Below are 25,586 nucleotides of genomic sequence, written 5' to 3'. Positions count from 1 at the left end.
AAAATATGAGCACCAAATTCTTTTATCTATACCTCATAGGCGGGATAGTTGCGCTGCTGCTATTAATCTATCAAGTGGTAGTTACGTATCCGAATGTTAGGTATGGTGGGGCTTTATTTTATATCATCCCAACACTGCTATTATTTTACATGGCTTATAAAACCTACCATGTAAAAAAGGATGGGGAACTGATGTAGCTGAGTTACCAGAATTGACAACTTTAAGAGTTCTCAATTCTGGTAGATTTATTCCTTTTCCAGTGCTATTCTTGACTCCTGTAATTTATCCATTTCCTCTTTTGGTAACACCGGGTAGGTAAGCTTTAAACTTTTTAGCGTTTCCAGAATTATAGTGGAGATGGCTATCCGGGTAAACCATTTTTTATCAGCGGGGACAACGTACCACGGGCTATTGCCGGTGCTGGTCTCTTTGATGGCAGTTTCGTAGGCATCCATATAATCCTTCCAACGATCGCGCTCTGCCAGATCGCCCGATGCAAATTTCCAGTTTTTCTCGGGGTCGGCTATCCGTTTCAGAAAACGCTCCTTTTGCTCGTCTTTGGATAAATTGAGGTAAAATTTAATAATGACTGTGCCGTTAGCGCTTAGGTGTTTTTCGAAGTTTCGAATACTTTCGTACCGGTTCTCCCAAAATTTTTTGCCAATGTCTTTCACTTCAGTTATTCCCGGCAGTTTCTCTTTTAAAATAAATTCTGGATGCACTTTGGTTACCAATACGTTCTCGTAGTGCGAGCGGTTGTGAATGCCAATTCGGCCGCGTTCGGGCAGAGCTTTGTAGTGCCTCCACAAAAAATCATGGTCGTAATCCTCGGCGCTGGGCTGTTTAAAACTAAATACCTGGCAAACCTGTGGGTTTAACCCCGACATCGTATGTGCTATGGCACTATCCTTTCCGGCGGCATCCATCGCCTGGAAAATAACCAGTAACGAATGGCTGTTAGCTGCGTAAAGTTCTGTTTGTAATTTAGCCGTTTCATTAATCAGACCGGCTAGAATAGCTTTGGCGTCGTCTTTTTTATAATCTGCGGTATCGTCTGTATCGAAGTTACTTAACTTAAAGTTTTTGGTGTCGGTAATTTTAAACCGTTTGGTGATGTCTTTCATAACGCATTTAATAAACAAAAAAAATCGCAATTGTTTTAAATGTCGATAACCATAAATGCAGAAAGCCTCCCGATATTCGGAAGGCTTTCTGCATTTATATAAACTGGTTAAACTTATAGTTTACCAATTTCCTGTACAAGGTCAATCAATTTGTTTGAATAACCCCATTCGTTATCATACCAAGATACTACTTTAACAAAGCTATCATTTAATGCGATACCTGCTTTTGCATCAAAAATTGATGTGCGTGCATCACCTTTAAAATCTTCAGATACCACTTCATCTTCAGTGTAACCTAAAATACCTTTTAATTCGCCTTCTGAAGCTTCTTTCATAGCAGCTTTAATGCCTTCGTAAGAAGTTGGAGTTTTTAAACGCACCACTAAGTCAACACAAGAAACGTCGGCAACCGGAACACGGAATGACATACCTGTTAATTTACCCTTTAGCTGAGGAAGAACTAATCCAACTGCTTTAGCAGCACCTGTTGATGAAGGAATGATGTTTTGGTAAGCACCACGGCCACCTCTCCAGTCTTTAGCAGACGGGCCATCAACTGTTTTTTGAGTAGCTGTAACTGCGTGTACAGTTGTCATTAAACCTTCTTCAATACCAAATTTATCATCCAATACTTTAGCAATTGGCGCTAAACAGTTGGTAGTACATGATGCGTTTGAAACGATTGTTTGCTCTGCTTTTAACAGCTTGTGGTTTACACCCATTACAAATGTAGGGGTATCATCCTTTGCAGGTGCGCTCATAACCACTTTTTTAGCGCCGGCATCAATATGTTTTTGTGCAGTTTCCAGGGTTAAAAATAAACCTGTGGACTCGATAATAACTTCTGCACCTACTTCATTCCATTTAAGGTTTGCTGGATCTTTCTCGGCAGTTACACGGATGGTTTTTCCGTTTACTACCAAATGGCCACCTTCTACAGCAATTGTACCTTTAAACTGGCCATGGGTTGAATCATATTTCAACATGTAAGCCATGTAATCAGGCTCTACAAGGTCATTAATACCAACAACTTCAACGCCTTCTCTTTCAATTGCAGCCCTGAAAGCTAAACGACCGATACGGCCAAAACCGTTAATTCCTATTTTCATGATTTTTCTAAATTTTATTTGAATAGTACGTCAATAAATTATTTATAGGTTCTTTCACAATGCCTGCTATTTTTATACCGGTTTCTTCTGCAGCTTCGCCAAGGTAATCCTGGAAATTTGCTGCTACCGACCCCGCGAAATGAACAGGTGCACCCGGGTATTCTTTTTGCAAAGGTAACAAATAGGTGTTAATCAGCTTAGTAAATCCTGTTTTAATGATACTGCGCAGATAAATGTCGTTTTTATTATCGAAGTAAAAATCACTAAAAGAACTGAGGTATAAAGCAGGCTCTTTTTTACGGTAAACCTTTTCCAGTAAAGTTGTTCTGTCTGCATTATACCTATGCATGAATTGCTTACGTAAATTGGCCGGAAGTGTCTCATTCATAAAGCTTTTGATGAGCTGCCTTCCCAGCCAGTTACCGCTGCCTTCATCAGCCATTATATAACCCAGGCCGTAATTATTCGGTTTAACCTTTTTGCCATCATACCAGGCGGCATTGCTTCCACTTGCGCAGATGCTTACAATTCCCTGGTTGTTTTTGCAGCAGGCAATTGCAGCAGCATCGATATCATGCTCCACCGATATCTTGGCAAACTTAAAAAATGCGGTAAGTGCGTTGTGCACCACTTCCTTTAATTCTACAGAAAATGAACCCGCACCAAAAAAGTAAATGCGCTTGATCTCTTCAGCATGATGAATGAGGTTTATATTACGATTGAGCAGTTGGGTAATATATTTCTCGTCGTTAAAGTAAGGATTAATAGCCGCGGTATTAAAAGAGGCAACAGTTTTCCCTTTGTAGGCTAAACGCCAGCCCGCATTGTTAGATCCACTATATACAACTGCTATCATCTATATAGATAGGATTTCCGCCATCTGCATCAAGTCGTCTTCCAGTTTATAGGTGTGCTGGTTAAGCGCTTCGTCCAGTGTGGTTAATTTAATATGGTTGGCTTCTAAACCTACCATCATTTGCGACTGGCCATTTATCAGCGCATTTACCGCAGCAAAACCCAACCGGCTGCCCAGTATCCTGTCGAACGCAGAAGGACTGCCGCCGCGCTGTAAATGTCCTAAAATGGTTACTTTGATATCGTAAAATTTAACTTGCTGGCGCACCCGCTCGGCTAAATCATATACACCGCCGCTTTTATCGCCTTCGGCAACAATTACAATGCTCGAGGATTTTTTATTGAATTGGCCGGCTTTAAGGTTATCTATTAATTCATCTATAGCGGTAGCACGTTCCGGCAGCAAAATAGCTTCGGCACCGCAGGAAATACCTGCGCGCAGTGCGATAGCACCCGAGTCGCGACCCATCACTTCAATAAAGAAAAGCCTGTCATGTGCATCAGCGGTATCGCGAATTTTATCGATAGCCTCTATAACGGTATTGGTAGCCGTATCAAAACCAAGGGTGTAGGTAGATCCATAAAGGTCGTTATCTATGGTACCCGGCACGCCTATTACAGCAACATCTGGGAATCGTTTCGAAAAACGCTGCGCCCCGGTAAATGTCCCGTCGCCGCCAATAACCACCAAGCCGTCAATTCCCTGGGCTTTGATGTTTTTGTAAGCGGTTTCCATCCCCTCATCAGTACGAAAAGGGAGGCACCTGGCCGTTTTTAAAATAGTACCACCAAGGTTAAGGATATTACTAACCGAGCGGGTGTTCATATCATACATGTTGTTGTCTATCATGCCCTGGTAGCCCTGGCGGATACCTACAACTTCGAGCTTGTTATATATAGCAGTACGTACTATAGCTCTGATGCATGGGTTCATTCCCGGCGCATCGCCGCCTGAAGTTAAAACTGCGATTTTTGAAATTTTATGCATTTTTTACACACTAAATTTGGTGGCACGAATATAAGGTGTCGAAATTACACCATTAAATTTATTTATTTATTTTTGATACAACATTTAAGGTATATATTTACCAAATAACCTACTATATAACCAACTAACCTATAAATAATCTTGGAAGTAAAGTTACCTACATTTGATTCGGTTTTCTCTATCGACTGTGTAATATTTGGATTTGACGCCGGGGAATTAAAGATATTGCTCATCGAACGTAACGAAGAGCCGTTTAAGGATTGGCTTGCTTTGCCCGGATACATCGTATCACAGGATGAAAGTATCGATAATGCCGCCGAGCGGATACTATATGAACTTACCGGCCTGCGCGATTTGCACATGCAGCAGTTCCATACTTTTGGTGAAGTAAAACGCCACCCACAGGGCCGGGTTATCACCGTAGCCTATTATGCCTTGATCCGGATCAACGGGACAAAGGAGGTTAAACCGGTTACCCAATATGCAAAATCTGCCTTTTGGCACCCGGTAAATGATTTGCCAAAGCTGGCATTTGATCACAGCGAGATCTTCAATACCGGTTTCAATAAAATCCGCCGCAGGCTAAACTATCAGCCTATAGCCTTTGAATTACTGCCCGAGAAATTTACCCTTACCCAATTGCAGTCGCTTTATGAAGCTGTGCTGAATAAAAAATTGGATAAGCGAAACTTCCGCAAGAAAATGCTGAGCTACGGTTTTCTGAAGGAACTGGATGAGAAGCAAAAAGGAGTATCGTATCGCGCAGCGAAACTCTACAAATTCGACAGGAGGAAGTATGCTAAGATCTTCCAGAATGAGTTGAACCTGGTGCAGTAGGTATGAATTGAGTACTTGAGAAGTCAGAAGTCAGAAGCAAGAAGTCAAAAATCAAGAAACAAAACTAAATAACCAATTAGCGAACGTCGGGACTGTAGTCCGGGCGTTCGTTGTTAAATGATACTTTATTACAATAATTGAAATTATCTCTCAGCATTACAAGCGTTATGCATGGCTTGTTGATTTTTCGAAATTGTGCTGCGTGTCCAAAGATGATTGGGCTGTAAAGAAAGAAAGCCCAAAAGCAAATGCTTCCGGGCTCTCCAAACTCTAAATTGTTTCTTGTTTCTTAATTCTTGAATTCCTGTTTCTGACCTTTACAGGTTGCTAGGCGCCAATTCCAGGTGATATTTAACCAGGCTATCTATAGGCGAGCGGATGATGTTACCCACGGTCATGCCGTTTTCAGTACAAACTTCTTCCAATACATTACGGAAGTTGTAACCAACTGAGCCTATACAGTTAAAGGTGTATTTTTGATAATCAGGGTAGTGAGTGACCAGGTTTTTAAAGAAATCTTCAAAAGAAGTCCGCACCAGGTTACGTGAGTACTCGATGTTAACATTGTTGTCATAAACAAACTTGCTAAAACTTGCGCAGAAGCGGTTTGCCCTTGGCTGGGTGTAAACTATCTCGTTGATATCGTCTGGAGTTAATTTAAATTCCTCCCAAAATGCTTTGCGAACTGCCTGCGGCATGTAGCCACGCAGGTAATCAATGAGCAGCTTTTTACCAATGTAGCATCCGCTACCTTCATCGCCAAGGATATATGCACCAGAATCAATATTATTAACTACTTCTTTCCCATCGTACAGGCAACTGTTAGTGCCGGTGCCCAGGATGGCAGCGAAGCCTTCGTTGTTGCCAAGCAAAGCGCGGGCCGCGGCAAGTAAATCATGGCCAATATTTACTTTAGCTTTTGTAAATACTTCGGACATGGCCTCCTCTACTACTTTACGCATTTCGGGCGTAGAGCAACCTGCACCATAATAGTTGACCTCGGTAATATTATCCTTTTCAAGGTCGGTAGGTAAACTTTCCTTTAAGGATTGAATAATGTAATCTTTAGGAGCAAAGTAAGGGTTGTAACCTTCGGTGTTAAAATACACCTTTTTACCTTCTTCAGTAACCAGGCACCAGTTTGTTTTGGTTGAGCCACCGTCAGCAATAATGATCATAAAATAATGAGTTGTTAAAAAATTGTGCTAAAAGTAGGATTAACTTATTGTAAAAAAAACACTTGGTACTTTAAATGCGCTCTTTTGCTAAAAACATAGTTTATGTGATATATTGATGCAAAAATTTAAACATTTAGCCCCTTTTGCTAACACTTTTTAAGGTTAAAATAGGTGTCGTTTTAACATATAAAAGGTGCTGGAGCATTCATTTATTGCATTTTTTTCAATTACAATAATATAAATCATTTCCAAATGAGGTTAAATGAATATTACCTCTAGATTAAGCTATCAATTTAACAGTTTGGGAAAGAAATTTCCAACCAATATAATGAAGCTAACACACCTGTAGGGCAGGCGGAAGGAATGTATTGAATTGGCTTGCGGCCGTCTGCCGGATAGTTACATTCGTAATCGTAACGACACGGAACGCCCCAACGCCTGGATCAAATTAGGGTCTAATGATGTATCACCCTCTTTTAGTGTCCAAACCATTTTTGAATCTTTTACCAGTTCAACTTTTTCGCCATTCAGCAGGATTTCTAACAAAGTCGTATTTTGGTCTATCAGTTTGCTGTTAACAATCTGGTAAACGTAATCTTTATCATCGAAAGTAATCCTCATCGGTAGTCCCATATTCACAATTCTCGTCAGCAAAGATAAAATTTATTACCTCTATCGATGTTTTATAAATTTATTAGTTGACAAAATAACGTAAACTCCTAAACAACTATTGCCTATTTGAACGTAAATTTGCATATTTGCACCGCGAAATATCGTTGGTCCTATAGCTCAGCTGGATAGAGCAACAGATTTCTAATCTGTAGGTCTCTGGTTCGAATCCAGATGGGATCACTAAATAAGCCTTTCTAAGCATTTAGAAGGGCTTATTTGATTTTGGTTGTCGGATTTGTGGTCGGTTGGACTCTCTTTTTGCAAATTTATCTTTGATTTCTAGCTGTACACGATAATGACCAAATTAAAAGATAAAAGCACTTACCCCCACTCTTTCTATGATAGTGTTGAGGCGTCCATGGGGCGTCTTAATTTAACTTTTAAAAACTATTTCGACAATTTTGATTTGTTCCTTGAACTTTATGAAGAAATTACAGACGGCGATGAATTACAATTCGTGAATGATGAACTCGATGTATTTCGAGACATTTCTCAATATCTTATAATTCTTGGTGAAGGATTAAATTCGGATGACAGCTTTCAAAGCTTTCGGTTTGAAAAGAGATACAAACCTTATATGAATTATGTAAGAGTAGCAATCGCCGAAGGTAATAAAGTCGATAATTCTCTGGATAGGAAATGCCGCTTTCTTGAACAACGAAAAAAAGAATTAGAGACTATCCCAGTACAACATACACTGGAACAAAGACTCTTACTTATTAGGTACTTAGAAAGAACTAAACGGGTTTCGTTAACTAAATTTCATCCAGATAATACTGGGCAAGCACAAATATTAACATTTTTATTAAATGTAAGTTATCAAAATGTGCGCTCTGGTTTAGGTAAAAGCTTCGATAGTTTTAAAACAAAAAAAAATCTGATTGTCATTTTAGAATTGCTGAAGCCGTTCCAACTTTATTTAAAAGATATTATCGATGAAGTTGAAGCTGATTTACTTAAGGTGGAGAAAAAACCGTAATCTGTAGCCCTTAAGAAAGGTACTACTCATCTCAGCCCCCGCCATCTTTGTCCCATATTAATCGAAACAGATATGGCGACAACAGTAATTACCACCTCCTTCAACACAGACGAGTTTAAATCGCTCATCGCTGAATGCATAGCACAATCATTTAAGGATCAAATAACAGCGTTGGCTTCACCCGTTGAAGCAACTACAATACTCACCCGACAAGAAACTGCAAAGCTACTGTCCTTATCACTTCCCACCCTGCATATTTATACCAAGCGTGGATTGATTAAATCTCACCGCTTGGGTACTAAGGTCAGGTACAAGAGAGAAGACGTTGAGGCGGCTTTAAAACAGATTAGAACAGGCAAATAATAACCGTCGATGAAAGCCTGGCAAAATTTTAACGAAACCAGTTTGCCAATAGATTTATTGGTATGGGTATTTAACGAAGATGTAATAAAACCATCGTTACTTAGAACATATCTTTACCTCAAACTCCATTTTCCGAATCGGTTACCATTATCCAATAAGCTATACAAAGAGGTGTCCTTGGGGTTAAATATTAATATTAAAACAGCCAAGGTGCATATTGATGGGCTAAGAACAGCAAAGTTTATAGGATATGATTCTATTACAAATATCTTGCATGTAAGATCAAGGTACACCATTGTTCCTAAGGCTAAAAGGAAGACACTTTTTAAAGTTAAATTATCAAATGAACATTTAAAACACTTCACCGAATTTATCATTGCTGCAACAGTAGCGTGTATTGGGAAAAGAATGAAGCAAAAAGCAAAGCATGGGCCAGCGTTAACAAACGATGATGCACTTCGAGGTCTGTCTTTTGTTTCTCACAAGCGCTTTTATCTTTACCCTATATCGCTTAGCTATATCGCCAGCTGCCTAAATAAATCGATTAGTTGGGTTGATAAATACAAAAAGAAAGCAAAGCGACTCGGATATATTAAGGTTATGAACAATTGGATAGAAACTTATACCGTTTGGTCCAATCGGCTTGAATATCTTAAAATAAATAATATTCCTGTTGGAAGAGCAAAAAAGTGGAAAGGTCGACTGTATGTCGTGGGTACTGACTTGTTACTATCTAACATCTACATTCATAAACGGAAAAAAGGTGTAAGAATAAGGAACGAATCTATGAGGTAATTAGGTGTTGTATTAGATAAGGTTATTGATAGGTCTACTAAAACTAAATAGGCGACGTGGCTCTAAATTAGCTATTGTAAAGCATCTTAATTGAGCGATTGAACACGACGGCTGCAATCAGATTAGTACCCTACCCGGTTCCCGAAAAGCAACTTTAAAAATGAACTTTTAACACCCCGGTTTATAGGGGACAGGTCATCGCGGTGACCTCTTCCTCTAGTAGCTGGGGGATATAATTTTAATTCGTTGGTTTTGTGACTGCTAGGATTGAATAATTTCGCAATAAGCGAACTTCGAAAAACCGATTTTGCTGATTACAGATTTTTAGTTAATTTTAATGCTAAATGAATGCCAAATCTTTACACCATCTTTTTCTATTTTTAGTACTGATAAACCTTTCTGCCTGTAAAGATATTATAGAGCCGTCCATCGCTAAACGTAGTGTGAATCTGTTTGCTCCGGGCGAGCGATACCAAAGCAAAAACTATACAGTAACATTTTGGTGGGACGAGGTGGAAGACGCCTTGCAGTACCGGTTACAGATCGTTACCCCGAAGTTTGACACGATAGGCGCATTGATTGCTGATACCCTGGTTAAAGCAAACAAATTGACACTGAGCTTGTCGCCGGGAGAATACCAGTTCCGGGTAAGGGCGGAAAACGGCAGCAGCCAGACCGCTTACAGCGCACCGCATAATTTTAGCGTGGTGTTTTCGTCGATCAAACAACAGTCCGTACAACTGGTTTCACCAGGAAACAACGCATTAACCAATAAGGGAACAACTAATTTTCAGTGGGGTACCATGTTTGGCGCAAAAACCTATCGCCTGCAGATCGATACCAATAATTTTTCGGATGCTTCAAAGATCATTTACGACAACACGAGCCCGGGTCAACAATACACTTACACTTTTCCAAAAGATCAGCAATACCAATGGCGGGTAAGAGCGGAAAATGATACGGCACAATCACTTTGGTCGGCTATCCGTAATATCCGGTTTGATCGTACCGCGCCCGCGCAGGTCACACTTGCTTCGCCGGGGAAAGGCGAAGTGGTACCGTTACCTGTGAGCTTGCAATGGAATGCAATTACAACCGCATCTATTTACAAAGTTTACGTTTTAAAAAGCGACTCCACCAGCAATTACGACACGACGTTTCCTGTTTCCGTAAATAGTACCAGCTATAGCTTTAATCTCGGGAACACCGGAGACAGGATCTACTGGAAAGTAAGCGCGATAGATGCAGCGGGTAATGAAGGGCCAGAAAGCGAACTTCGTAGCTTTGTGATCAAATAACACCAGGATGAAGCAAAAGCCGTTGACCTATGTACTGCTGATCGTAACAACAGCTGTTTGGGGGATGATCTCCTACCGAATTTTTATTACTGTTAGTCCAGATAATGATATAGCCCCGCCAAAATCTGCTGTAATTTACGAGGGAAAAGACGCGCCTAACGATTACGCACCGATAAAAGACACCAACAAATTGCTGCTCAATTACCGTGATCCGTTTAGTAATGCAAGTTTGAAAGATACGGCAACCATCCCGGTCAGGAAATTGATCGCGCCATTAACTGGTATGAGAACAGCACCCGTAAAGCCTCCTATCAACTGGAACTTTATTCATTATTCTGGTTACGTAATGGGTGCCGACTCCAAAAGACCGCTGGCACTGGTCAATATCAACGGCAAAAATCTGACGCTGGCAGAAGGAGAACAGGCGGATAATGTTAAATTGCTTAAAAATATGAAAGACTCCATCAAAGTTTTCTTTGAAGGTAAAACCAGGTCGATCAGGATGAATTTATAACGATGGTAAAATATCTGACAGCTTTTCTTTTGATTGCGTTTTTGTCGCAGTGCTATTCGCAAAATATCCCGCTCATAGGAGCCAACCGCGTCCGGATCAATGAAGCGGATAAAACGATCCTGTTCGACGTGGACCCGGTCGACAATCTTTCAGACATGGATTTCGGCCTGACTTATTACTGGTATGCCTCTAATCAAATCCATACCACCCAGGGCGGCTTCAGTGGTAAACTGCTCAATGGGCATTACACCGAGTTTTACCTGAACAAAGGCTTGAAAGAGCAGGGAACATTTAAGAAAGGGTTGAAGCAGGGGCTTTGGAAGGAGTGGGCGGAGACGGGTCAATTGGTTCAGTCCGTTACATGGAAAAAAGGGATCAAGTCCGGGGAATTTAGGAGTTACGATACAAATGGTAAAGTGGAACAGCAAGGCACCTTTGCAAACAATGTTTTGAACGGCGTTTTGTACAAAAATCACGGGAAAGATTCGGTTGATATGCAGTACTACCGCAACGGTGTGGTGGTTGGTAAAAAGCCACCATTTTTAAAGCGGATCAATATCTTCCGTAAAAAGCATCAGGCAGACTCGCTTAAAGTCCGGTCAAACACGGGAGAAGTTCGTCCATGAAGCTAAAGGCATCTGCCCTGTATATGGTTATCATTATTGCGCTGGTGATCGCCGTGATCTGTTCGTCGTTAATCGTTGCCGCATATTTTTATCGCCTGCAATATCAAAACAGTTTCAAGTACAATACCTTGCAGCTAAATCTCGGTTCTGCTACCAACATATTGCTGACTGATACCAGTTACGCTTACCAGGATGGCCGGACAACGGATCTTTTTAAGCAGCAGAGCGATTCCGTTTTTCTAAGGCGCATTCCCTGGGGCATTTTGGATATAGGCATTGCTTGCGCCTTCAGTAAAAGCGATACTTTGTACAATGTGTTTAGTATTGGAAAAGAGATCGATTCCGCCCGGTGGTCGGCCCTTTACGTTATCGACCAGGATCGCCCCATATCTGTCAGCGGTAAAACATTGATCAAAGGGGATGCCTACCTGCCCAAACCAGGCATACGCGAGGCCTATCTCGAAAATCGGGGATACGAAGGCGACAAACGGCTGGTGATCGGGAAAATAAAAAACAGCGCAAGAGAATTGCCTGTGCTTAGTCCCCAAAGAGTCGCGCTGCTCAGGCAGATTTTAGATACAGCTTTTCCTCGGTCGACAAGCACTTTGCTTACAGACAGTAACTCTTTCCGCTCTACACTTAAATACATTTACCTTGGCAAATCGGCAGTTACATTAAATGATATTAGCTTGCAGGGTAACATCATGATCGTATCGGATACGACGATCACAATTGGCACGGATGCGCGGCTCGATAACGTTATTATATCAGCACGAAAAATCATTGTAGACAACGATTTTCATGGTCGTTGCCAGCTGTTCGCAAAGGACACGCTAAGCATAGGTGAGCGCTGCGTTTTTACTTACCCTTCCTGTCTGGCTACGATGCGGTTCCATCCACGGGTCAATTCGCGGGCTGTACTGCACATCGGCAAGAGGACGGTGATAAACGGAACGGTACTTTTGTGGCAGGATTTTGTTTCCGAGCCTTCACCCATATTGGAGTTGACAGAGAATGCAAAAGTAGTGGGCCAGATATATAGCCAGGGTGCTTTTTCTTATAAAGAAGGCACGGTGATAAACGGCAGCCTGTATACCTCCCGTTTTTTATACCAGACCGTGTATTCCGCTTACGAGAATTACCTGGTCGGCAGTACCATCGATGCGAGCAAGTTGTCTCGCTATTATTTAACGGGGATGCTGCTTCCTGCTTCGGGTCCAAAAAATAAAATAATGCAATGGCTCGAAAAAAAGTAGCCATGCGCGTCAGTGGTTCGAGCCTTGTGGAGGTGGTGATCGCTATGGTGGTGATCGTGCTGGTTTTCAGTATAGCGCTGATGATCGTGACCAATGTTACACGCTCGTCGCTGAACGTAAGCAAAGCAGCAGCCGCCAAAGTTCTGGACAAAGTTTTAGCGGAAGCAGAAAGTATAAACGAAGCCGATATTAATGAGCGGACGTTCAATGCTGAGGGATTAGTCGTCAAAAAAAATATCGTACCTTACGGGACAAGTCAAAACCTGCAAGAAATCACTTTGTCGGCACTGAACGAAAAAGGGGATACCGTTTTGACAATTAAAAAGGTATTGCTTCATGAATAACATGCACCTCAATGCTTACACGATTATTGAGATCACCATCACGATGATACTATCGGCGATTGTTATCTCGATCACCTATACGGCATTTGGCATCGTCAGCACTTCCTATCACCGGTACCGCGACGAGCAGGAAGGTATAGCAGAAGTGGTCCAGCTGGATAGGTTACTGAAAAGAGATTTCACACTGTCGGAGCGGGTTAGCAGCGCGGCAGACGGTGAAGTTACTTTTACGGTTAAAAACCTAAAGGTTAGTTATAATTTTCAGCCGGATTATATTATCAGGACATCAGGCATTACGGACACCTTTAAGGTAGCCAGCGGGAATCTAAGCCTGAATTTCGAAGATCAAGCCTTAAGACCGCAGGGCGACACGATTATGCTGGACGAATTATCATTTGACCTGGTTTATAAAAACCGCAGCATACCGTATATTTACCACAAGCGATATAGTGCAGATGAACTGATCACAAACCAAGCCGATGCCATCCATTAATATCAAATCTTATAGTCAGCCTAAGCAGGCAGCGAAGCATCAGGCAACTTCAACGAGACTGATGGACGTATTGAGTAAGGATATCAGCTTTGGCAGCCAGGAACTGCCGGATAAGAAAAAGGAATACCTGTATCTTGAATTGAGTTCGCTGTTAATGGCTGGGATAAACTTGAAGAGCAGCCTGGAACTCATCACCGCTGATCAGCAGAAAGATAAAGACAAAAAATTATTCAGCACCATCCTAAGTGAAGTCACTGGTGGAATCGCATTGTCCGAAGCGATGAATAGAAGCAAACGATTTTCTACATACGAGGTGTTCAGTTTGCAGATTGGGGAAGAATCCGGTAAGATCAATGAAGTATTGCAGGACTTAGCTAAATATTTTCAGAACAAGATCAGGCAACGCCGGAAGATCGTATCAGCGCTTACCTATCCCTGTATTGTACTGCTTACATCTTTAAGCGCCGTATTCTTTATGCTCAAGTTCGTGGTTCCGATGTTTGGCGACGTGTTTATCCGTTTCGGCGGTAAGCTGCCCTATGTCACAGAGCAGATCATCCATGTATCGCAGGCGCTGGAAAATAATTTCTGGCGCTTTGTTCTGGTCATCGTACTTTTAGCCGGAGGCATCATCTTCTTTCGGAAAACGGCAAAGTTTCGAGAATTGGCATCAGCATTTGTGTTAAAATTACCTTTGATTGGCAACCTGGTGCAAAAGATCTACCTGGCCCGTTTTTGCAATTCAATGCGACTGCTGATTAATGCAAAACTCCCTTTGCTCAAAGCAATTGCGCTGATCAAACAAATGATCGCTTATTACCCAATTGAATCATCGCTTGACCTGATCGAAAAAGACATCATGAATGGTAAGCCGCTTCACCAGAGTTTGCAACAATACAAGATCTATCCCTCCAAGATGATCCAATTGATTAAAGTTGGTGAGGAAACCAATCAGCTGGACTATTTCTTTGCCAAAATATCGGAGCAGTATGTGGAGGAAGTGGAGTATAAAACATCCACACTCAGCAGCGCGATGGAACCTTTGATCATTATTTTTTTAGGGATCATTGTTGGCGGGATACTCATTGCCATGTACCTGCCGCTTTTCCAGATGAGTAACAGCTTCCAGTAATTGGTTTATCTGATCGCGGTAATATAGACATCCATCAGCACTTCATCTGTATTTTTACTTTGAGTTTGGGCCGGTTTTTTCAGCGTGACTGATCTGACCAGCCCAATGCCGGGTAAGCTGTACAGCTTCTGACAGGCTTTCATCAAGGCCGGGTAAGTGCCCGCCAGTTCCAGCTGCTGCATCATCAGGCGTTCGCTTTGCAAGGATATATCCCGTACGGGTATGGCGGTCACTTTTACTTTTTCTGTTTCTGCAACGAGTGCGACATTATTGATGATCCCGCTTCTGAAATTTGCCGAATCTATCGTATAAGATTTTACCAGCTGCTCCAGGTTCTTGTTTTTCCGGTCCAGGTAACCGGGCTGAAAACTTAGGTCCCCGGCCTGGCTGACCTGTTGCCGTAGGCGGCTGTTCAGCTGCCAGGCAGCTATTGTTTTTTTGAGGGCTAGCTGGTAGCTAATCGCCAGTAAAATAACGGCTGCTACGATCAGCCCATATTTCCCTTTGATAAAAAAGTCCTTTAGCATATCAGTAATCTATGGTTACGGTAAACTTACCAGTTTGCGCATCGTTATCGAACAGGTAAGCATCTAACTGGATATTTTTTACCCAGTGCCTGGATTTGGCTCGGGCCACCCATTCATTTACCGGGATGATACTGGCGGATTTCCCGGTGACAACCATGCGCATCGAAGTAAAACGAACGGTTCGCTGGGTCTTTAAAGCCAAAGCATCAGGGGGGTCTATACTGGCCGATTCCCAGCTTACTTCTGGCGGCAACAGCTGCGCCAGCTGATCGATGAGTATTGTTTTGTTTGTTAGTTGGCCCCAGCCCAGTTCCTTCAAAAGCATTTCTTTCTGGCTGATGGCATCGTTGATGTTTTCGGCATCCGTACTGTTTTGTGTGGTCCGGCCCACCTGAACAGCCAGCTGCTCATTAGCTTCATTGAGGGAAAAGAAGACAAAAAAGTTGATAAACAATACTAGGAAAGCTACACCTAGCATCAGCGCAAATTTTACGCGGAATTTGTTTTCGAGCAATTTGCCCCGCAACCGGGATTCCAGTTCTGCTGAGTTTGCCGAAATGCTATAAAGTTGCTCTGAAAGCACCAGCTGGAACGCTGCGGCATAAGCAAGGATCAGGGTTTCCTCCAATGGCTCATCTTCCGCTTTGATGAAGAATGGTGAGGGTGTGCCGGCAGCATAATTATAACTCAACCAGACGTTATCTTCACCGCGCTGAATCATATGCCCCGAAAAAGTATAACTGCCATCATAAATATTCAACTGCGACAGAATATGTTCAGCCGCGAAGGGGCCAAGAGAAAGCTGTAAGAGGTCGTAGCCTTTTCCCGCGAATAGCGCTATCCATTTGTCAGCTTCAGATTTGCGGATCATGGCCAAGTAAGACCTTTCGCCGCTCACGAAATTCTGGACGTAGAAATCGTTGATGTCTGCGTTTGTCAGGATTCCAGAGAAGTTGCTTTGATCTATTACCCCAAGTTTTTCTACCTGCCGGATCAATACGCCTTTTCCGGTGATCAGCAACGCCGCTGCCTTTGGCGAAATGTTGCTTCTGCTAAAATTTTCCGGATCATCGAGCAAAGGGATCTTTTGCATGAAATCCAGCTTGTCTTTATCAAGTGCCAGGCTGCACAAAGCCACTACAGGCTTTCCGTCGCTTGCCAGGTGTAGATGAATGCCGGTTGCCTTATTGATCCGCCAGTATTGCGCTAACATATCTGCTTATCTGATGATGGTCGGTTTAATGAAGACTAGTGTCACTACTTTTGAACGCGATTTATTCCGGCTGCTGAAAATGTATTTCAGGATCGGGATACGCGATAGGATTGGTATGCCCGATGTACCTTCTGAGTTTTCTGTCCGCTCGATACCGCCTAAGACGATCATATCTTCGTTATGCGCGCGGATAGTAGACTCGAATTTACTGGTCGATTTAGGTGGAGGAGAACCATCGGTAGGCAGGGAGGTGAAATCGGAAATGTCGATATTTATACCCAAAGTCACTTGGTCGTCCCCCGATACCATGGGCCGAATTTTAATGCTTAGGTTCGCGTCCGACTCTTTATAATCGTTAACGAATATCGAGGTATTACTGGCAGCAGAGGGAATAATATTTTGAGTGACATTCTTATAGAATACACTGTTACCAATGCTCAGGGAGGCAGTATGCCCATTTAACGTGGCTAGTTTCGGCACCGAGCGTACATCCACATTGTTATTGGCTTCGAGCGCTTTAATGTTCAGATAAAAGCTTGGCACCACGTGGCCGAGGTTGACGGAAAAAACGCTGCCGACTTTATTTAGGAAACCGTTGATCGAATTGGAACTGAACGTATAGTCTATGCTTGGCAATACGGAGCCGCCCGTTTTTACGCTGTCTGCCGTACCTACTGCCAGTCCCGTAGCCACGCGTCTGGTCTTACGCACATCGATCAGGGTAACTTCGATCAAAATTTGCGGTACCAGCACATCTATTTGTTTGATCAGTGAGCTGATCTCCTCGATCTGGGGTTTGGAGCCGGACAAGATCAGTGTGTTCTGTTCACGGAATTCTTTTATTTCTACCCCACGCCGCCAATCTGCCGGGATCATGGCCATCACGGTATCAATAGATCTGTTTTGCAGCATGACCACTTTGTGGCTGCGCAGACCCTCTATTTTCCGGTCACCGATAAGGTAAACTCCGTTTTCCTGGTTATAAGTGTAATCAGTGCCTTTGAAGATAAGATTAAGGAAACTGTCGTATGTTAAATCATTCGCGCTGATGGAATTGATAACCCCTTTGATGTCGGAATACACAAAATAGCTTTTACTCATTTCCTGCGATGCCGACCGCACCAGATCTGCAATATTCGAGTTGGTTGCATTGACGGAGATGAATTTCTGTCCGCCCACCGTTTGAACGAACAAGCCAACATTGCCCGCAGGCGCGTTGTTGATGGTCTTGAATGTTCTTTTGACAGCCGTTTTCCGGTCGCCATTCACGTAAAGCTGCTCGTTTTCCTCCAGTGACTGAAAGAGATAAAAATTATCATTCGTTTTGACCATTTTTAGCTCGTTTGAATAGGCCAGCTTGTCCATTGCGACATCAAAGTTAGCTCCTGAAATAAAAGCAGAAAGTAGTTTGCCACTTAAGGCAGGTGGAACGATCACATTTTTGCCGGATAGCATAGTGATCTTTTTGGCAACGGAAGTCAGGCTGTCGTTACTGAGGTCCACACTTAGGGTATTGTCCGAATTTCTATAGTTAACGGTGATTTCTTTCGGGACTACCCGGTTAAACACCGGTTTGTCCTGGTGAGAGCGCACCACTAGGATGATGCCGGTCGCGCTGATATCCAGGTTGTACTGCTGGGCAAGCAGGATGATGATATTGCTTGCGGGTACGTTGGAGAGTGTGTTGTTTACCGTCACATTAATCGCCGGGTCGACATGAAAGCTGATATTATTGGTGCGGCCGATTGCCCGGAGGTAATCCGGCAACGGCACGCCGGAAATGGAAAGCTGCACCTTTTTATGCAGGCCAGGAACAAATTCTGCCAGGCTGTCCAGCGTGTTTTGCAGGTTTTGAATTCGTTGGTTACCCTGCTGCGCCAGATTCTTAAACGGAAACAAAAACAGTAAACCAATAAGCGCGAGTAATGTAAATTTTTTATTCATAGGCCGTTGAGGTCAGAAATTAAAGAGTAAGGGATAAATTTCTTCCAGGGAGGTTGATCCTTCCCGGAAAAGCCCGAAGGCATTTTCTGCGAGGGTGCGGATGCCCCGGCTCTTTAACTGATCATTGATATACATGTTGCCGTTCTTGATCTCCAAAGCTAGATCCCGGTCAATCGGAATCACTTCATATACGGCTTTTCGGCCCTTGTAGCCAGTGAAATAGCATCGGTCGCAGCCTTTAGCGACATAATGTAACGGCACATGTGTATAGGGTTTGAACTGCTTAGGATAGAGTTCTTCCCGCATTTCCTGCTCCTGTTTGCAATGTGTGCAAAGGAGCCTGATCAGGCGCTGGGCAACAGTGGTGTTTAAGGTGCTTGCTACCAAAAAAGAGGGGATACCCATGTCAATTAATCGGGACACCGTACCCCATGCTGAGTTGGTATGAATTGTGGAAAGCACGAGGTGTCCGGTCAACGCTGCTCGGATGGCCATATTGGCCGTCTCCACATCCCTTATCTCACCTACCATGATCACATCAGGATCCTGCCGGAGAAAGGTCCGAAGGGCTGCCGCGAACCCAAGGCCAATGGATTCTTTCAATTGCACCTGATTGATCCCTTCCAGCGTATATTCAACCGGGTCTTCAATAGTCAGGATATTGCGGGTTTCCAGGTTGAGCAATTTTAATGTTGCGTAAAGCGTGGTAGTTTTTCCCGAGCCTGTCGGCCCGCTGATCAGCAGGATGCCGTTGGGACGCTTTGCGCCCTGCAAATAATTGTCGAGGTCGAAACTGGAAAGGCCCAGTTGCCGTAGATCGATATCCGCGGCATCATTGTTCAGTAAACGCAATACGACCTTTTCGCCATATAAGGTCGGCAGCACCGAAACCCGGATATCAAACTTGTATTGTTCGTAATTATAATCGATGCGGCCGTCCTGTGGCAGGCGTTTTTCGGCAATATCCAAATTAGCAAGGATCTTGATCTTGTTGATGAGAGATGGATAATCGGCTTTTTTCAGAAGGTAACGCTCCACCATCATGCCGTCTATGCGGACTCGTACCCGGCACTTGTGTTCATAGCTTTCAATGTGAATATCGCTACTCTTTAAATTCTTGGCCTCGCGGATAAGATTGAAAAGGAAATTGTCGGTATCCTGCCCGGTATGAAGGGAGGCATTAGATTGTGCCGCGTTATCTTTGATGTAGTAGGTAGCCAGTAAGCGGTTGATCTGTTCGGCAGGCAAAAACTCTGAGGTCACGGGCAAGCCTAACAGGATCTCCAACTCAGCTTGTAAATCTTCCTGATTTGTTTCTTCCTCGCAATATACGTACAGCTGATCATTTACTTTTTCCTTTGGCAGGATCCGGTAATGCCAGGCCTGCTCTTTACTGAGCAGGTGGATATTATCGGTTTGCAGGAAAATCTCTGATATTGTGCTCATCTGCTAACCAATTGAAAGAACCAGTAATCATTAAACAGATCGGTGGCAGATGCCCAGCTGAACACAAGCAGGCCGCCGAACAGCAATGCCTGGCAACCGGCAAACGGAATGAAGGGCGACTTCGCGCGAGCAAAAGCTTGATAACCCAGCCAACCCACCAGGATGACCACGCTACTGCCGATAAAAAATAACATATAATTTAATAGCGGAAGGTACAAAGCAAGGCAGGCTAATAAAAGTAGATCCGCCCAGCCGATCATGCCGTCCGTTAAGTTGATCCACCTTTTATGCCGGGCAGATAAGTACAAGGAAACCATGACCAGCATAAAAACCAGGCAGAGTAGGGAGGGTGCGGATTCAATCAAAATAGGTGATACACTATGAACTGAATTGAAACGCAGGAAGAGCAGTAGACCAGCCAGTACAGGAAATAGGGGCCATAATATGCTCCGTCTTTTTAAATCCTGAAAAAACATGATTAAAAGTAAAATAATGACTAGGAACTTTACGATCAGCACATCAATCAGGCGTTACCTCTTTAATATTCTTTTCTTCATCAATCTCCCATACGTTAAAAGTGCCGTTGCCGTTAAAATCGACAACCGCTGTCGCTTTTGCTTTGAAGCCGGTAGTGCTTGCGCTGATGATCTCCAGCCGGTAATTGGCGTGCCCTTCTTTGCTGTCGGTCGTCAGTTTTTCCTGCAGGAAGCCAATATCGGTTAGACTATTTGTGTATTTAGAATGTTCGTAGTAATAGCTTTTTTCCAGCTTTTGAATGTATTCCAGCTGAAGTTTTGCTTCTGTACTTTTTGCCTTGGTGATCAGCGGCAAAAGATTGGGCAGGGAAAGGAACACCAATATTCCGATAATACAAAGTACTACCAATATCTCAGTCAGGGTATAACCGTCAAGGCGTTTTATCAATAAGTGTTTAGGAGTTTTCATGGCAACAATTAGATCACTAACATATTAAATAATTCTTAATTGATGCAATTTTTTTTTTAAAGTTAAAATTTCATTGGAAAAATTATTTTTTATAAATTTCATGTAAATTAATTGATTTACTATATTGCGCTTAATATTTCACAAATATTATATTACTTAAATCTTTCACATGAATACAAATCTACCCAAAAGCTTATTGTTTCTAGCGCAAACCTACAGCTCCAAACTTAAAGGAAGTTCCCGGCGTTTTCATATTTTCTACATCTATAAGCGATATTTGATTAGTAAATAGGTAGTTATCGATCACATTGCTTGGCCATTGAATACCGCTATGTCTTTGTAAAAAGAATAAGATATTTATTTTCTCCGTTATTATCCATCCTTCAAAAGTTGAAATTATACGTTGAAAATATCAACTAATTCAAAATTTAGCTATTCAAATTTGTCCCTTGGATCTTAAACCTTAAGTACTTTTATAACACTGGCGATGAATAAATTATTTGTATTTAGAATACTGAATTTTTGATATTCACTTCCTACGGCGTAGAATGCCCTTTAAAGACATGGATATAAATCAATGCACACCACAGAATGTCATAACGGAGCCATTCCTGCATCTATTGCCAGCTTGGACTTGCACACTTTAAATATTATAAACTGTCTTACCTACTTTCGGGAATACTTGATTACTGATTTTTAAATTTAATTCCTACTTATACCTTACCATATTGATGAGAAAAATATTTTTATATTTCGTGCTTTTCGCAGCCGCTTATGCACAAGCTCAAAGCCCTGCCATTCCCAAAGCTGGAACCGAGATCACCAAGGCGATACCTTCTTCGCCGGATGCTGCTGCATTGGGCAAATTTGGAAGAACACCTGTAGGATATTATACAGGCGTACCCAATATCTCCATCCCACTGTATACGATCAAAAGCGGTGACCTTACGTTGCCGGTAAGCATCAATTACCACTCAGGCGGGATTAAGGTGGAAGAGCAGGCCTCCTCCGTAGGCCTGGGCTGGGCGCTTAACGCGGGTGGTGCTATAACCCGCACGGTTAGGGGTAATGTAGACGAATCCAGTTTCGGTTACCTTGATGCGGCTGACTATGTGGGCAACGTTTACCGCGCATTAAACAATCAGCCTAGTACTTTAACTCTCGCGCAGGCGGGTGCGGTAATGAACAAGATGGCGGAAGGTACTTACGATGGTGAAGCCGATGTTTTCAATTTTAATTTTGGTGGTTATTCCGGACAGTTTAGCTTCAGTCAAACGTCGGGCTTTATCATCAGCCCACAGCAAAACATTTTATTTAGCTTTGCTTATTCTCCCGGACAGCATATCCCGTCATTTACGGCCAAGACCCCGGATGGGGTCACCTGGTACTTTGGCTCTTCGGAAGGTGTTGATGCCGTAGAATATGCGCAACGGAATGGGAATACTGCAAATCAAAAATCATATAATACCTCCTGGCTGTTAAAGTCGATTATTAGTCCAATGGGCAGCAGGATAGATTTTACCTATAAGCCAGAGGTATATTCGCAATATCAGCCGAATGGAACCAAGTATAGACTTACTTCAGGTACTGGGTTAGATACAAATCGCTCTACTTTAAGAACCGACGATGACTTAGGATCAACTACAGGTATGCATAATATGAAACTTACCGGCATCACATTTGAAAATGGAAGCCTGCAGATTTATGCCAACTTAAAGCGCTTGGATCTTAGTACACTTGATCCTGTTTTACAGCCTAAAATGATCGATACTATTGCTATAACTTCTACAGGATTTTCTAAACTGTACAAGTTTTACTATACGAATAAAGTGAGCAGCCGCTTAAGGCTGGATTCTCTTGTCGGACAGTTGGAGCAGGTTACCGCAACAGTAAACAAAAAAGAAAAGTATAGTTTTATTTATAATCCAGACATTACGATTGGCGGTACTATGTATTTTAATCAGGATTGGTGGGGATATTATAATGGCACTAATCAAACTACCCTTGTGCCAGCTTCGCAAGATCCTTTAAGCAGCACACCGTTACCCGGTGCAAACAGAACTCCCGATGCGGGCTACATGACGGCAGGCATGCTGACGAGTATCAAATATCCTACAAATGGTTATACCAACTTTTTTTTCGAGCCGCATCAAACGCCTGATTATGATTTTGGTGCCGATAATTACGTAGCCGACCCGCAGGCTACGGCTTTTTCGAACGATAGCCAAAATATTTACTACAATTATGATAACCGAAACGGCAATCCAACGCATTTGATGCATGTGTATAACCAGTTAAACAACGTGCCTAAAATGGCTGTACATTTAACTGCGTATGGCATGCGTGATGGCAATAACCCGCCGCCGCCTCTTTACGATTTGGTTACCGCCCGCATTTACGGGCAGGATGCCCAGGGTAATTACACGGTAGCTGTACAGAATGTCACCAACACCGATACTACTATTTTTATCCCTCAGGGCTATTATAAGGTAGTGCTTTTGGATAGCAAGCAGCAAACAGATACTACCAAATCAAACTTTGTTAAGTATTCGATCGCCGCCAACTGGAGTAATCATCTGTCGTTACCAGGGCAATCTAATTATGTGGGGCATACCGCCAGCGGATTGCGCATAGCCAGGATAGAGGATTATGACGGAATCAGTACAGTACCCTACAATGTAAGGCGTTACACCTATAATTTAAATTCAAATGCCAACAGGTCCAGCGGTTTTCTGAATTATCAACCATCCTATAGTTATGACCTAACAGTTTTAACTGGTAATTACAAGGTGGCTTACACACATACCTATTTCGTCCGAACAGCATCGTCCAATTACCCAATGGCCACACAAAGCGGTGCGGTGGTAGGATATTACAGCGTACAGGAGTATTTCGACAAAAATGGGGTTAATGGAAAGGAAGAATATAACTATGACATTGCAGGGCAGGGCGTAAATGGTCCTGGGTTTCCTTTTGCCCCGCCCACGCAGCAGGACTGGCATACTGGCCTGTTGCTGAGCCAGGTTACCTCCCGAAACGTTAACGGGCAGCTTCAGCCGGTTAAGAAAAAGATAAATATTTACAGTATTATCAATTTCAAATCGGAATATAACAGCATCAAAACTGGTTTTAATCCGCTTCCAGTAGCATATGATGAGAATTCAAATTATTACCCTTCGCAAATGAAGGCGCAGCCGTATCCAACCGTAACCGATTACAAATACCTGTCTTCCGATAGCACATATGTGTACGATATGAACGATGCCAACAAAACCTTGAAAACCTGGAACAACTACCAGATGGACCCGGTAACCTATCAGTTAACCAGGCTGCAGAGCGTTAATAGCAAAAATGAGTTGATCACACAGTTGGTAACCTATTCCAATACGGCATCTCCCGCCATCAGGGGAGTGAATTACTTAAATGCCGCCAGGATCTATACTTATCCTATCGAAGAGGTTACTTCCCGGTCGGACATCAACGGCAATAATGCACGTACCGTGAACGCTGTACTGACCACGTACAAAACCAATAAACCCTTCAAAGACACCGTATTTGTGATGCGGAGCGTTGCCCCCGTTACCAATTTTGTAACCGCCGCAGGCGGGGCTAATCGCGACAGCCGGTATCAGCCAGTGGTGGCCTTTAATAAATACGATGCGGCAGGTAACATCATCCAGGAGGCAAAGATAGGCGACGCGCTACGAAGTTTCATCTGGGGCTATAAGGATGTTAGACTTCCTTATTATAACACCTACCCGATTGCAGAAGTGCTAAATGCCGATTCGGCCAGTATCGCTTATACCAATTTCGAAGGGTATAGCAGCACTGGCCTGGGCAACTGGGCTTATAATAACGCAGGTATAGTAGCCGATGTAACCGCACCGATGGGGAATGGGTGCTATACGGTAAGCAGCAGCAATACGGTAATCAAAAATAGCTTAACGGTATCTGCCAGCTATATCGTTTCGTTCTGGAGCAAAGCGGGAGCGGCGGTAACGGTAAGCGGCGGCACGGTAACCGCAGGGCCTGTGGGTAATCCCAAATCGGGCTGGACGTACCGCGAATATACCGTTACCGGTACGGCATCGGTCACCATCGGCGGCAGCGGATTGCTGGACGAGCTGCGCCTCTATCCGGTTAATGCGCAAATGAGCACCTACACCTATCAGCCGCTGGTAGGCATGGCAAGTAAGTGCGACGTGCGCAACAATATCACCTACTTTACATACGACAATGTAGGCAGGCTGGCGCAGGTGCTTGACCAGAACCGCAGCATTTTAAAGGACTATAGATACAACTATGCGGGAATCGATGCGATCTGGGTGGATGTGAGTCCGCAGAATCTGCAGTGCGTAAAAGACCCGAACAACAATAACACGGGCGAGCAGCAAAAGCAGCAAGTGGACAGCAACCCTTCCAGTTCGACGTACCAGAAAACGCGCTGGCTAAGTTTGGGTACCAATACCACCGGCTGCCCGGTACCGGCATCGCCAACTCTGTATGTAAAAATGACACTGGCGAGCACTTATACCCAGGGTACTGATACGTACAATACCTACCGGTTCGATGTTTACAGTGATGCTGCGGGTACCATTACCTACAACGTGCTGGCTAACCTGACGGTGAACTACAACGTAACGATAACCACCAGAACCAACGGTTCTGTAACCAATACCACAGTTTGCAACCGCAGCGTAACGGTACAGGCGGGGACCAATACGATATCCTCAGATGCGATAGATGTAACTGCATGCATCACTTGTGCGGGAGCCGGCGGCGGTGGTGGTGGCGAAGCGCTCACGGCATCCAAAACCTCCGCATCGCAGCAAAGTACAACGGTATCCGGCGGGGAAACCAATGTCGGCGGAGGGGGCGGAACAGGCACCACCTGCTCATCAACCGTAGCGTTGACACTTGGTACAGGCTATAATCCTAAATATTAAAT

Annotated in this window: 25 protein-coding genes and 1 tRNA gene; 14 read left to right on the top strand and 12 right to left on the bottom strand. The window is 43.3% G+C overall.

Annotated features, from left to right (window positions below):
- The first annotated feature begins 5 nt into the window (after window positions 1-5).
- Window positions 6-197 carry a hypothetical protein gene (locus A0256_20960; protein ID AMR33726.1) on the top strand — a complete coding sequence of 64 codons (192 nt, stop codon included), beginning with the start codon at window positions 6-8 and terminating at the stop codon, window positions 195-197.
- Between the two features lie 48 nt (window positions 198-245).
- Here the strand turns inward: A0256_20960 and A0256_20955 are convergent, their stop codons facing one another.
- The 4 genes from A0256_20955 to A0256_20940 all read right to left on the bottom strand — a co-directional run bounded on the left by A0256_20955 (window position 246) and on the right by A0256_20940 (window position 4,076).
- Complete coding sequence (locus A0256_20955) at window positions 246-1,124, bottom strand: polyphosphate--nucleotide phosphotransferase (GenBank protein AMR33725.1); 879 nt, start codon at window positions 1,122-1,124, stop codon at window positions 246-248.
- 113 nt (window positions 1,125-1,237) lie between these two features.
- Window positions 1,238-2,233 carry a type I glyceraldehyde-3-phosphate dehydrogenase gene (locus A0256_20950; protein ID AMR33724.1) on the bottom strand — a complete coding sequence of 332 codons (996 nt, stop codon included), beginning with the start codon at window positions 2,231-2,233 and terminating at the stop codon, window positions 1,238-1,240.
- 7 nt (window positions 2,234-2,240) lie between these two features.
- On the bottom strand, window positions 2,241-3,089 hold the full coding sequence (locus A0256_20945) for a hypothetical protein (GenBank protein ID AMR33723.1): 849 nt from the start codon (window positions 3,087-3,089) through the stop codon (window positions 2,241-2,243).
- Complete coding sequence (locus A0256_20940) at window positions 3,090-4,076, bottom strand: 6-phosphofructokinase (GenBank protein ID AMR33722.1); 987 nt, start codon at window positions 4,074-4,076, stop codon at window positions 3,090-3,092.
- 141 nt (window positions 4,077-4,217) lie between these two features.
- Here A0256_20940 and A0256_20935 point away from each other — a divergent pair, with 141 nt between their 5' ends.
- Window positions 4,218-4,913: a hypothetical protein gene (locus A0256_20935; GenBank protein AMR33721.1), complete on the top strand. Its 696-nt coding sequence runs from the start codon at window positions 4,218-4,220 to the stop codon at window positions 4,911-4,913.
- A 317-nt stretch (window positions 4,914-5,230) separates the two neighbouring features.
- Here A0256_20935 and A0256_20930 read toward each other — a convergent pair whose 3' ends face one another.
- Window positions 5,231-6,091, bottom strand: a complete 861-nt coding sequence (locus tag A0256_20930) for an N-acetylglucosamine kinase (GenBank protein AMR33720.1) — start codon at window positions 6,089-6,091, stop codon at window positions 5,231-5,233.
- Window positions 6,092-6,490: 399 nt separating this feature from the next.
- Window positions 6,491-6,724 (bottom strand): hypothetical protein, encoded by a 234-nt coding sequence (locus tag A0256_20925; protein AMR33719.1) that lies wholly within the window; start codon window positions 6,722-6,724, stop codon window positions 6,491-6,493.
- A 145-nt stretch (window positions 6,725-6,869) separates the two neighbouring features.
- Between A0256_20925 and A0256_20920 the strand changes: the two genes are divergently transcribed.
- The 11 genes from A0256_20920 (at window position 6,870) to A0256_20870 (ending at window position 14,563) form a co-directional block, all read left to right on the top strand.
- A tRNA-Arg gene (locus A0256_20920) sits at window positions 6,870-6,946 on the top strand.
- Window positions 6,947-7,058: 112 nt separating this feature from the next.
- Entirely contained in the window at window positions 7,059-7,742 is a 684-nt protein-coding gene (locus A0256_20915; protein AMR33718.1) for a hypothetical protein, read from the top strand.
- 72 nt (window positions 7,743-7,814) lie between these two features.
- Window positions 7,815-8,105, top strand: a complete 291-nt coding sequence (locus tag A0256_20910; protein ID AMR33717.1) for a hypothetical protein — start codon at window positions 7,815-7,817, stop codon at window positions 8,103-8,105.
- Window positions 8,106-8,114: 9 nt separating this feature from the next.
- Entirely contained in the window at window positions 8,115-8,900 is a 786-nt protein-coding gene (locus A0256_20905; protein AMR33716.1) for a hypothetical protein, read from the top strand.
- Between the two features lie 344 nt (window positions 8,901-9,244).
- Window positions 9,245-10,198 carry a hypothetical protein gene (locus A0256_20900; GenBank protein ID AMR33715.1) on the top strand — a complete coding sequence of 318 codons (954 nt, stop codon included), beginning with the start codon at window positions 9,245-9,247 and terminating at the stop codon, window positions 10,196-10,198.
- Between the two features lie 7 nt (window positions 10,199-10,205).
- Window positions 10,206-10,712 carry a hypothetical protein gene (locus tag A0256_20895; GenBank protein AMR33714.1) on the top strand — a complete coding sequence of 169 codons (507 nt, stop codon included), beginning with the start codon at window positions 10,206-10,208 and terminating at the stop codon, window positions 10,710-10,712.
- A gap of 2 nt (window positions 10,713-10,714) precedes the next feature.
- Entirely contained in the window at window positions 10,715-11,338 is a 624-nt protein-coding gene (locus tag A0256_20890) for a hypothetical protein (protein ID AMR33713.1), read from the top strand.
- On the top strand, window positions 11,335-12,594 hold the full coding sequence (locus A0256_20885; protein AMR33712.1) for a hypothetical protein: 1,260 nt from the start codon (window positions 11,335-11,337) through the stop codon (window positions 12,592-12,594). Before A0256_20890 ends, A0256_20885 begins: the two co-directional genes overlap by 4 nt.
- A complete protein-coding gene (locus A0256_20880; GenBank protein AMR33711.1) occupies window positions 12,576-12,938 on the top strand; it encodes a hypothetical protein in 363 nt (120 codons plus the stop codon). The genes A0256_20885 and A0256_20880 overlap by 19 nt, the downstream gene beginning before the upstream one ends.
- Window positions 12,931-13,431 carry a hypothetical protein gene (locus A0256_20875; GenBank protein ID AMR33710.1) on the top strand — a complete coding sequence of 167 codons (501 nt, stop codon included), beginning with the start codon at window positions 12,931-12,933 and terminating at the stop codon, window positions 13,429-13,431. Before A0256_20880 ends, A0256_20875 begins: the two co-directional genes overlap by 8 nt.
- Window positions 13,418-14,563, top strand: a complete 1,146-nt coding sequence (locus tag A0256_20870; protein AMR33709.1) for a general secretion pathway protein GspF — start codon at window positions 13,418-13,420, stop codon at window positions 14,561-14,563. The genes A0256_20875 and A0256_20870 overlap by 14 nt, the downstream gene beginning before the upstream one ends.
- Before the next feature lie 5 nt (window positions 14,564-14,568).
- Here the strand turns inward: A0256_20870 and A0256_20865 are convergent, their stop codons facing one another.
- The 6 genes from A0256_20865 to A0256_20840 all read right to left on the bottom strand — a co-directional run bounded on the left by A0256_20865 (window position 14,569) and on the right by A0256_20840 (window position 20,638).
- Window positions 14,569-15,090, bottom strand: coding sequence for a hypothetical protein (locus A0256_20865; protein ID AMR33708.1), 522 nt, complete (start codon window positions 15,088-15,090; stop codon window positions 14,569-14,571).
- Between the two features lies 1 nt (window position 15,091).
- Entirely contained in the window at window positions 15,092-16,303 is a 1,212-nt protein-coding gene (locus tag A0256_20860) for a hypothetical protein (protein ID AMR33707.1), read from the bottom strand.
- Between the two features lie 6 nt (window positions 16,304-16,309).
- The gene (locus tag A0256_20855) at window positions 16,310-18,247 is read right to left on the bottom strand and encodes a general secretion pathway protein GspD (protein ID AMR33706.1); all 1,938 of its coding nucleotides are present in this window, start codon (window positions 18,245-18,247) and stop codon (window positions 16,310-16,312) included.
- Window positions 18,248-18,259: 12 nt separating this feature from the next.
- Window positions 18,260-19,693, bottom strand: a complete 1,434-nt coding sequence (locus A0256_20850; GenBank protein ID AMR33705.1) for a general secretion pathway protein GspE — start codon at window positions 19,691-19,693, stop codon at window positions 18,260-18,262.
- On the bottom strand, window positions 19,690-20,019 hold the full coding sequence (locus A0256_20845; protein ID AMR33704.1) for a hypothetical protein: 330 nt from the start codon (window positions 20,017-20,019) through the stop codon (window positions 19,690-19,692). Before A0256_20845 ends, A0256_20850 begins: the two co-directional genes overlap by 4 nt.
- Window positions 20,020-20,212: 193 nt before the next feature.
- The gene (locus A0256_20840; protein AMR33703.1) at window positions 20,213-20,638 is read right to left on the bottom strand and encodes a general secretion pathway protein GspG; all 426 of its coding nucleotides are present in this window, start codon (window positions 20,636-20,638) and stop codon (window positions 20,213-20,215) included.
- Between the two features lie 731 nt (window positions 20,639-21,369).
- On the opposite strand from A0256_20840, the gene A0256_20835 reads away from it, so the two are divergent.
- Window positions 21,370-25,584 (top strand): hypothetical protein, encoded by a 4,215-nt coding sequence (locus tag A0256_20835; protein AMR33702.1) that lies wholly within the window; start codon window positions 21,370-21,372, stop codon window positions 25,582-25,584.
- The last annotated feature ends 2 nt before the right edge of the window (window positions 25,585-25,586 follow it).

It is taken from the genome of Mucilaginibacter sp. PAMC 26640 (assembly GCA_001596135.1).
Lineage (GTDB): Bacteria > Bacteroidota > Bacteroidia > Sphingobacteriales > Sphingobacteriaceae > Mucilaginibacter.
Note: the sequence above shows the minus strand (reverse complement) of the source record. Positions and strands in the feature narration are given on the sequence as shown.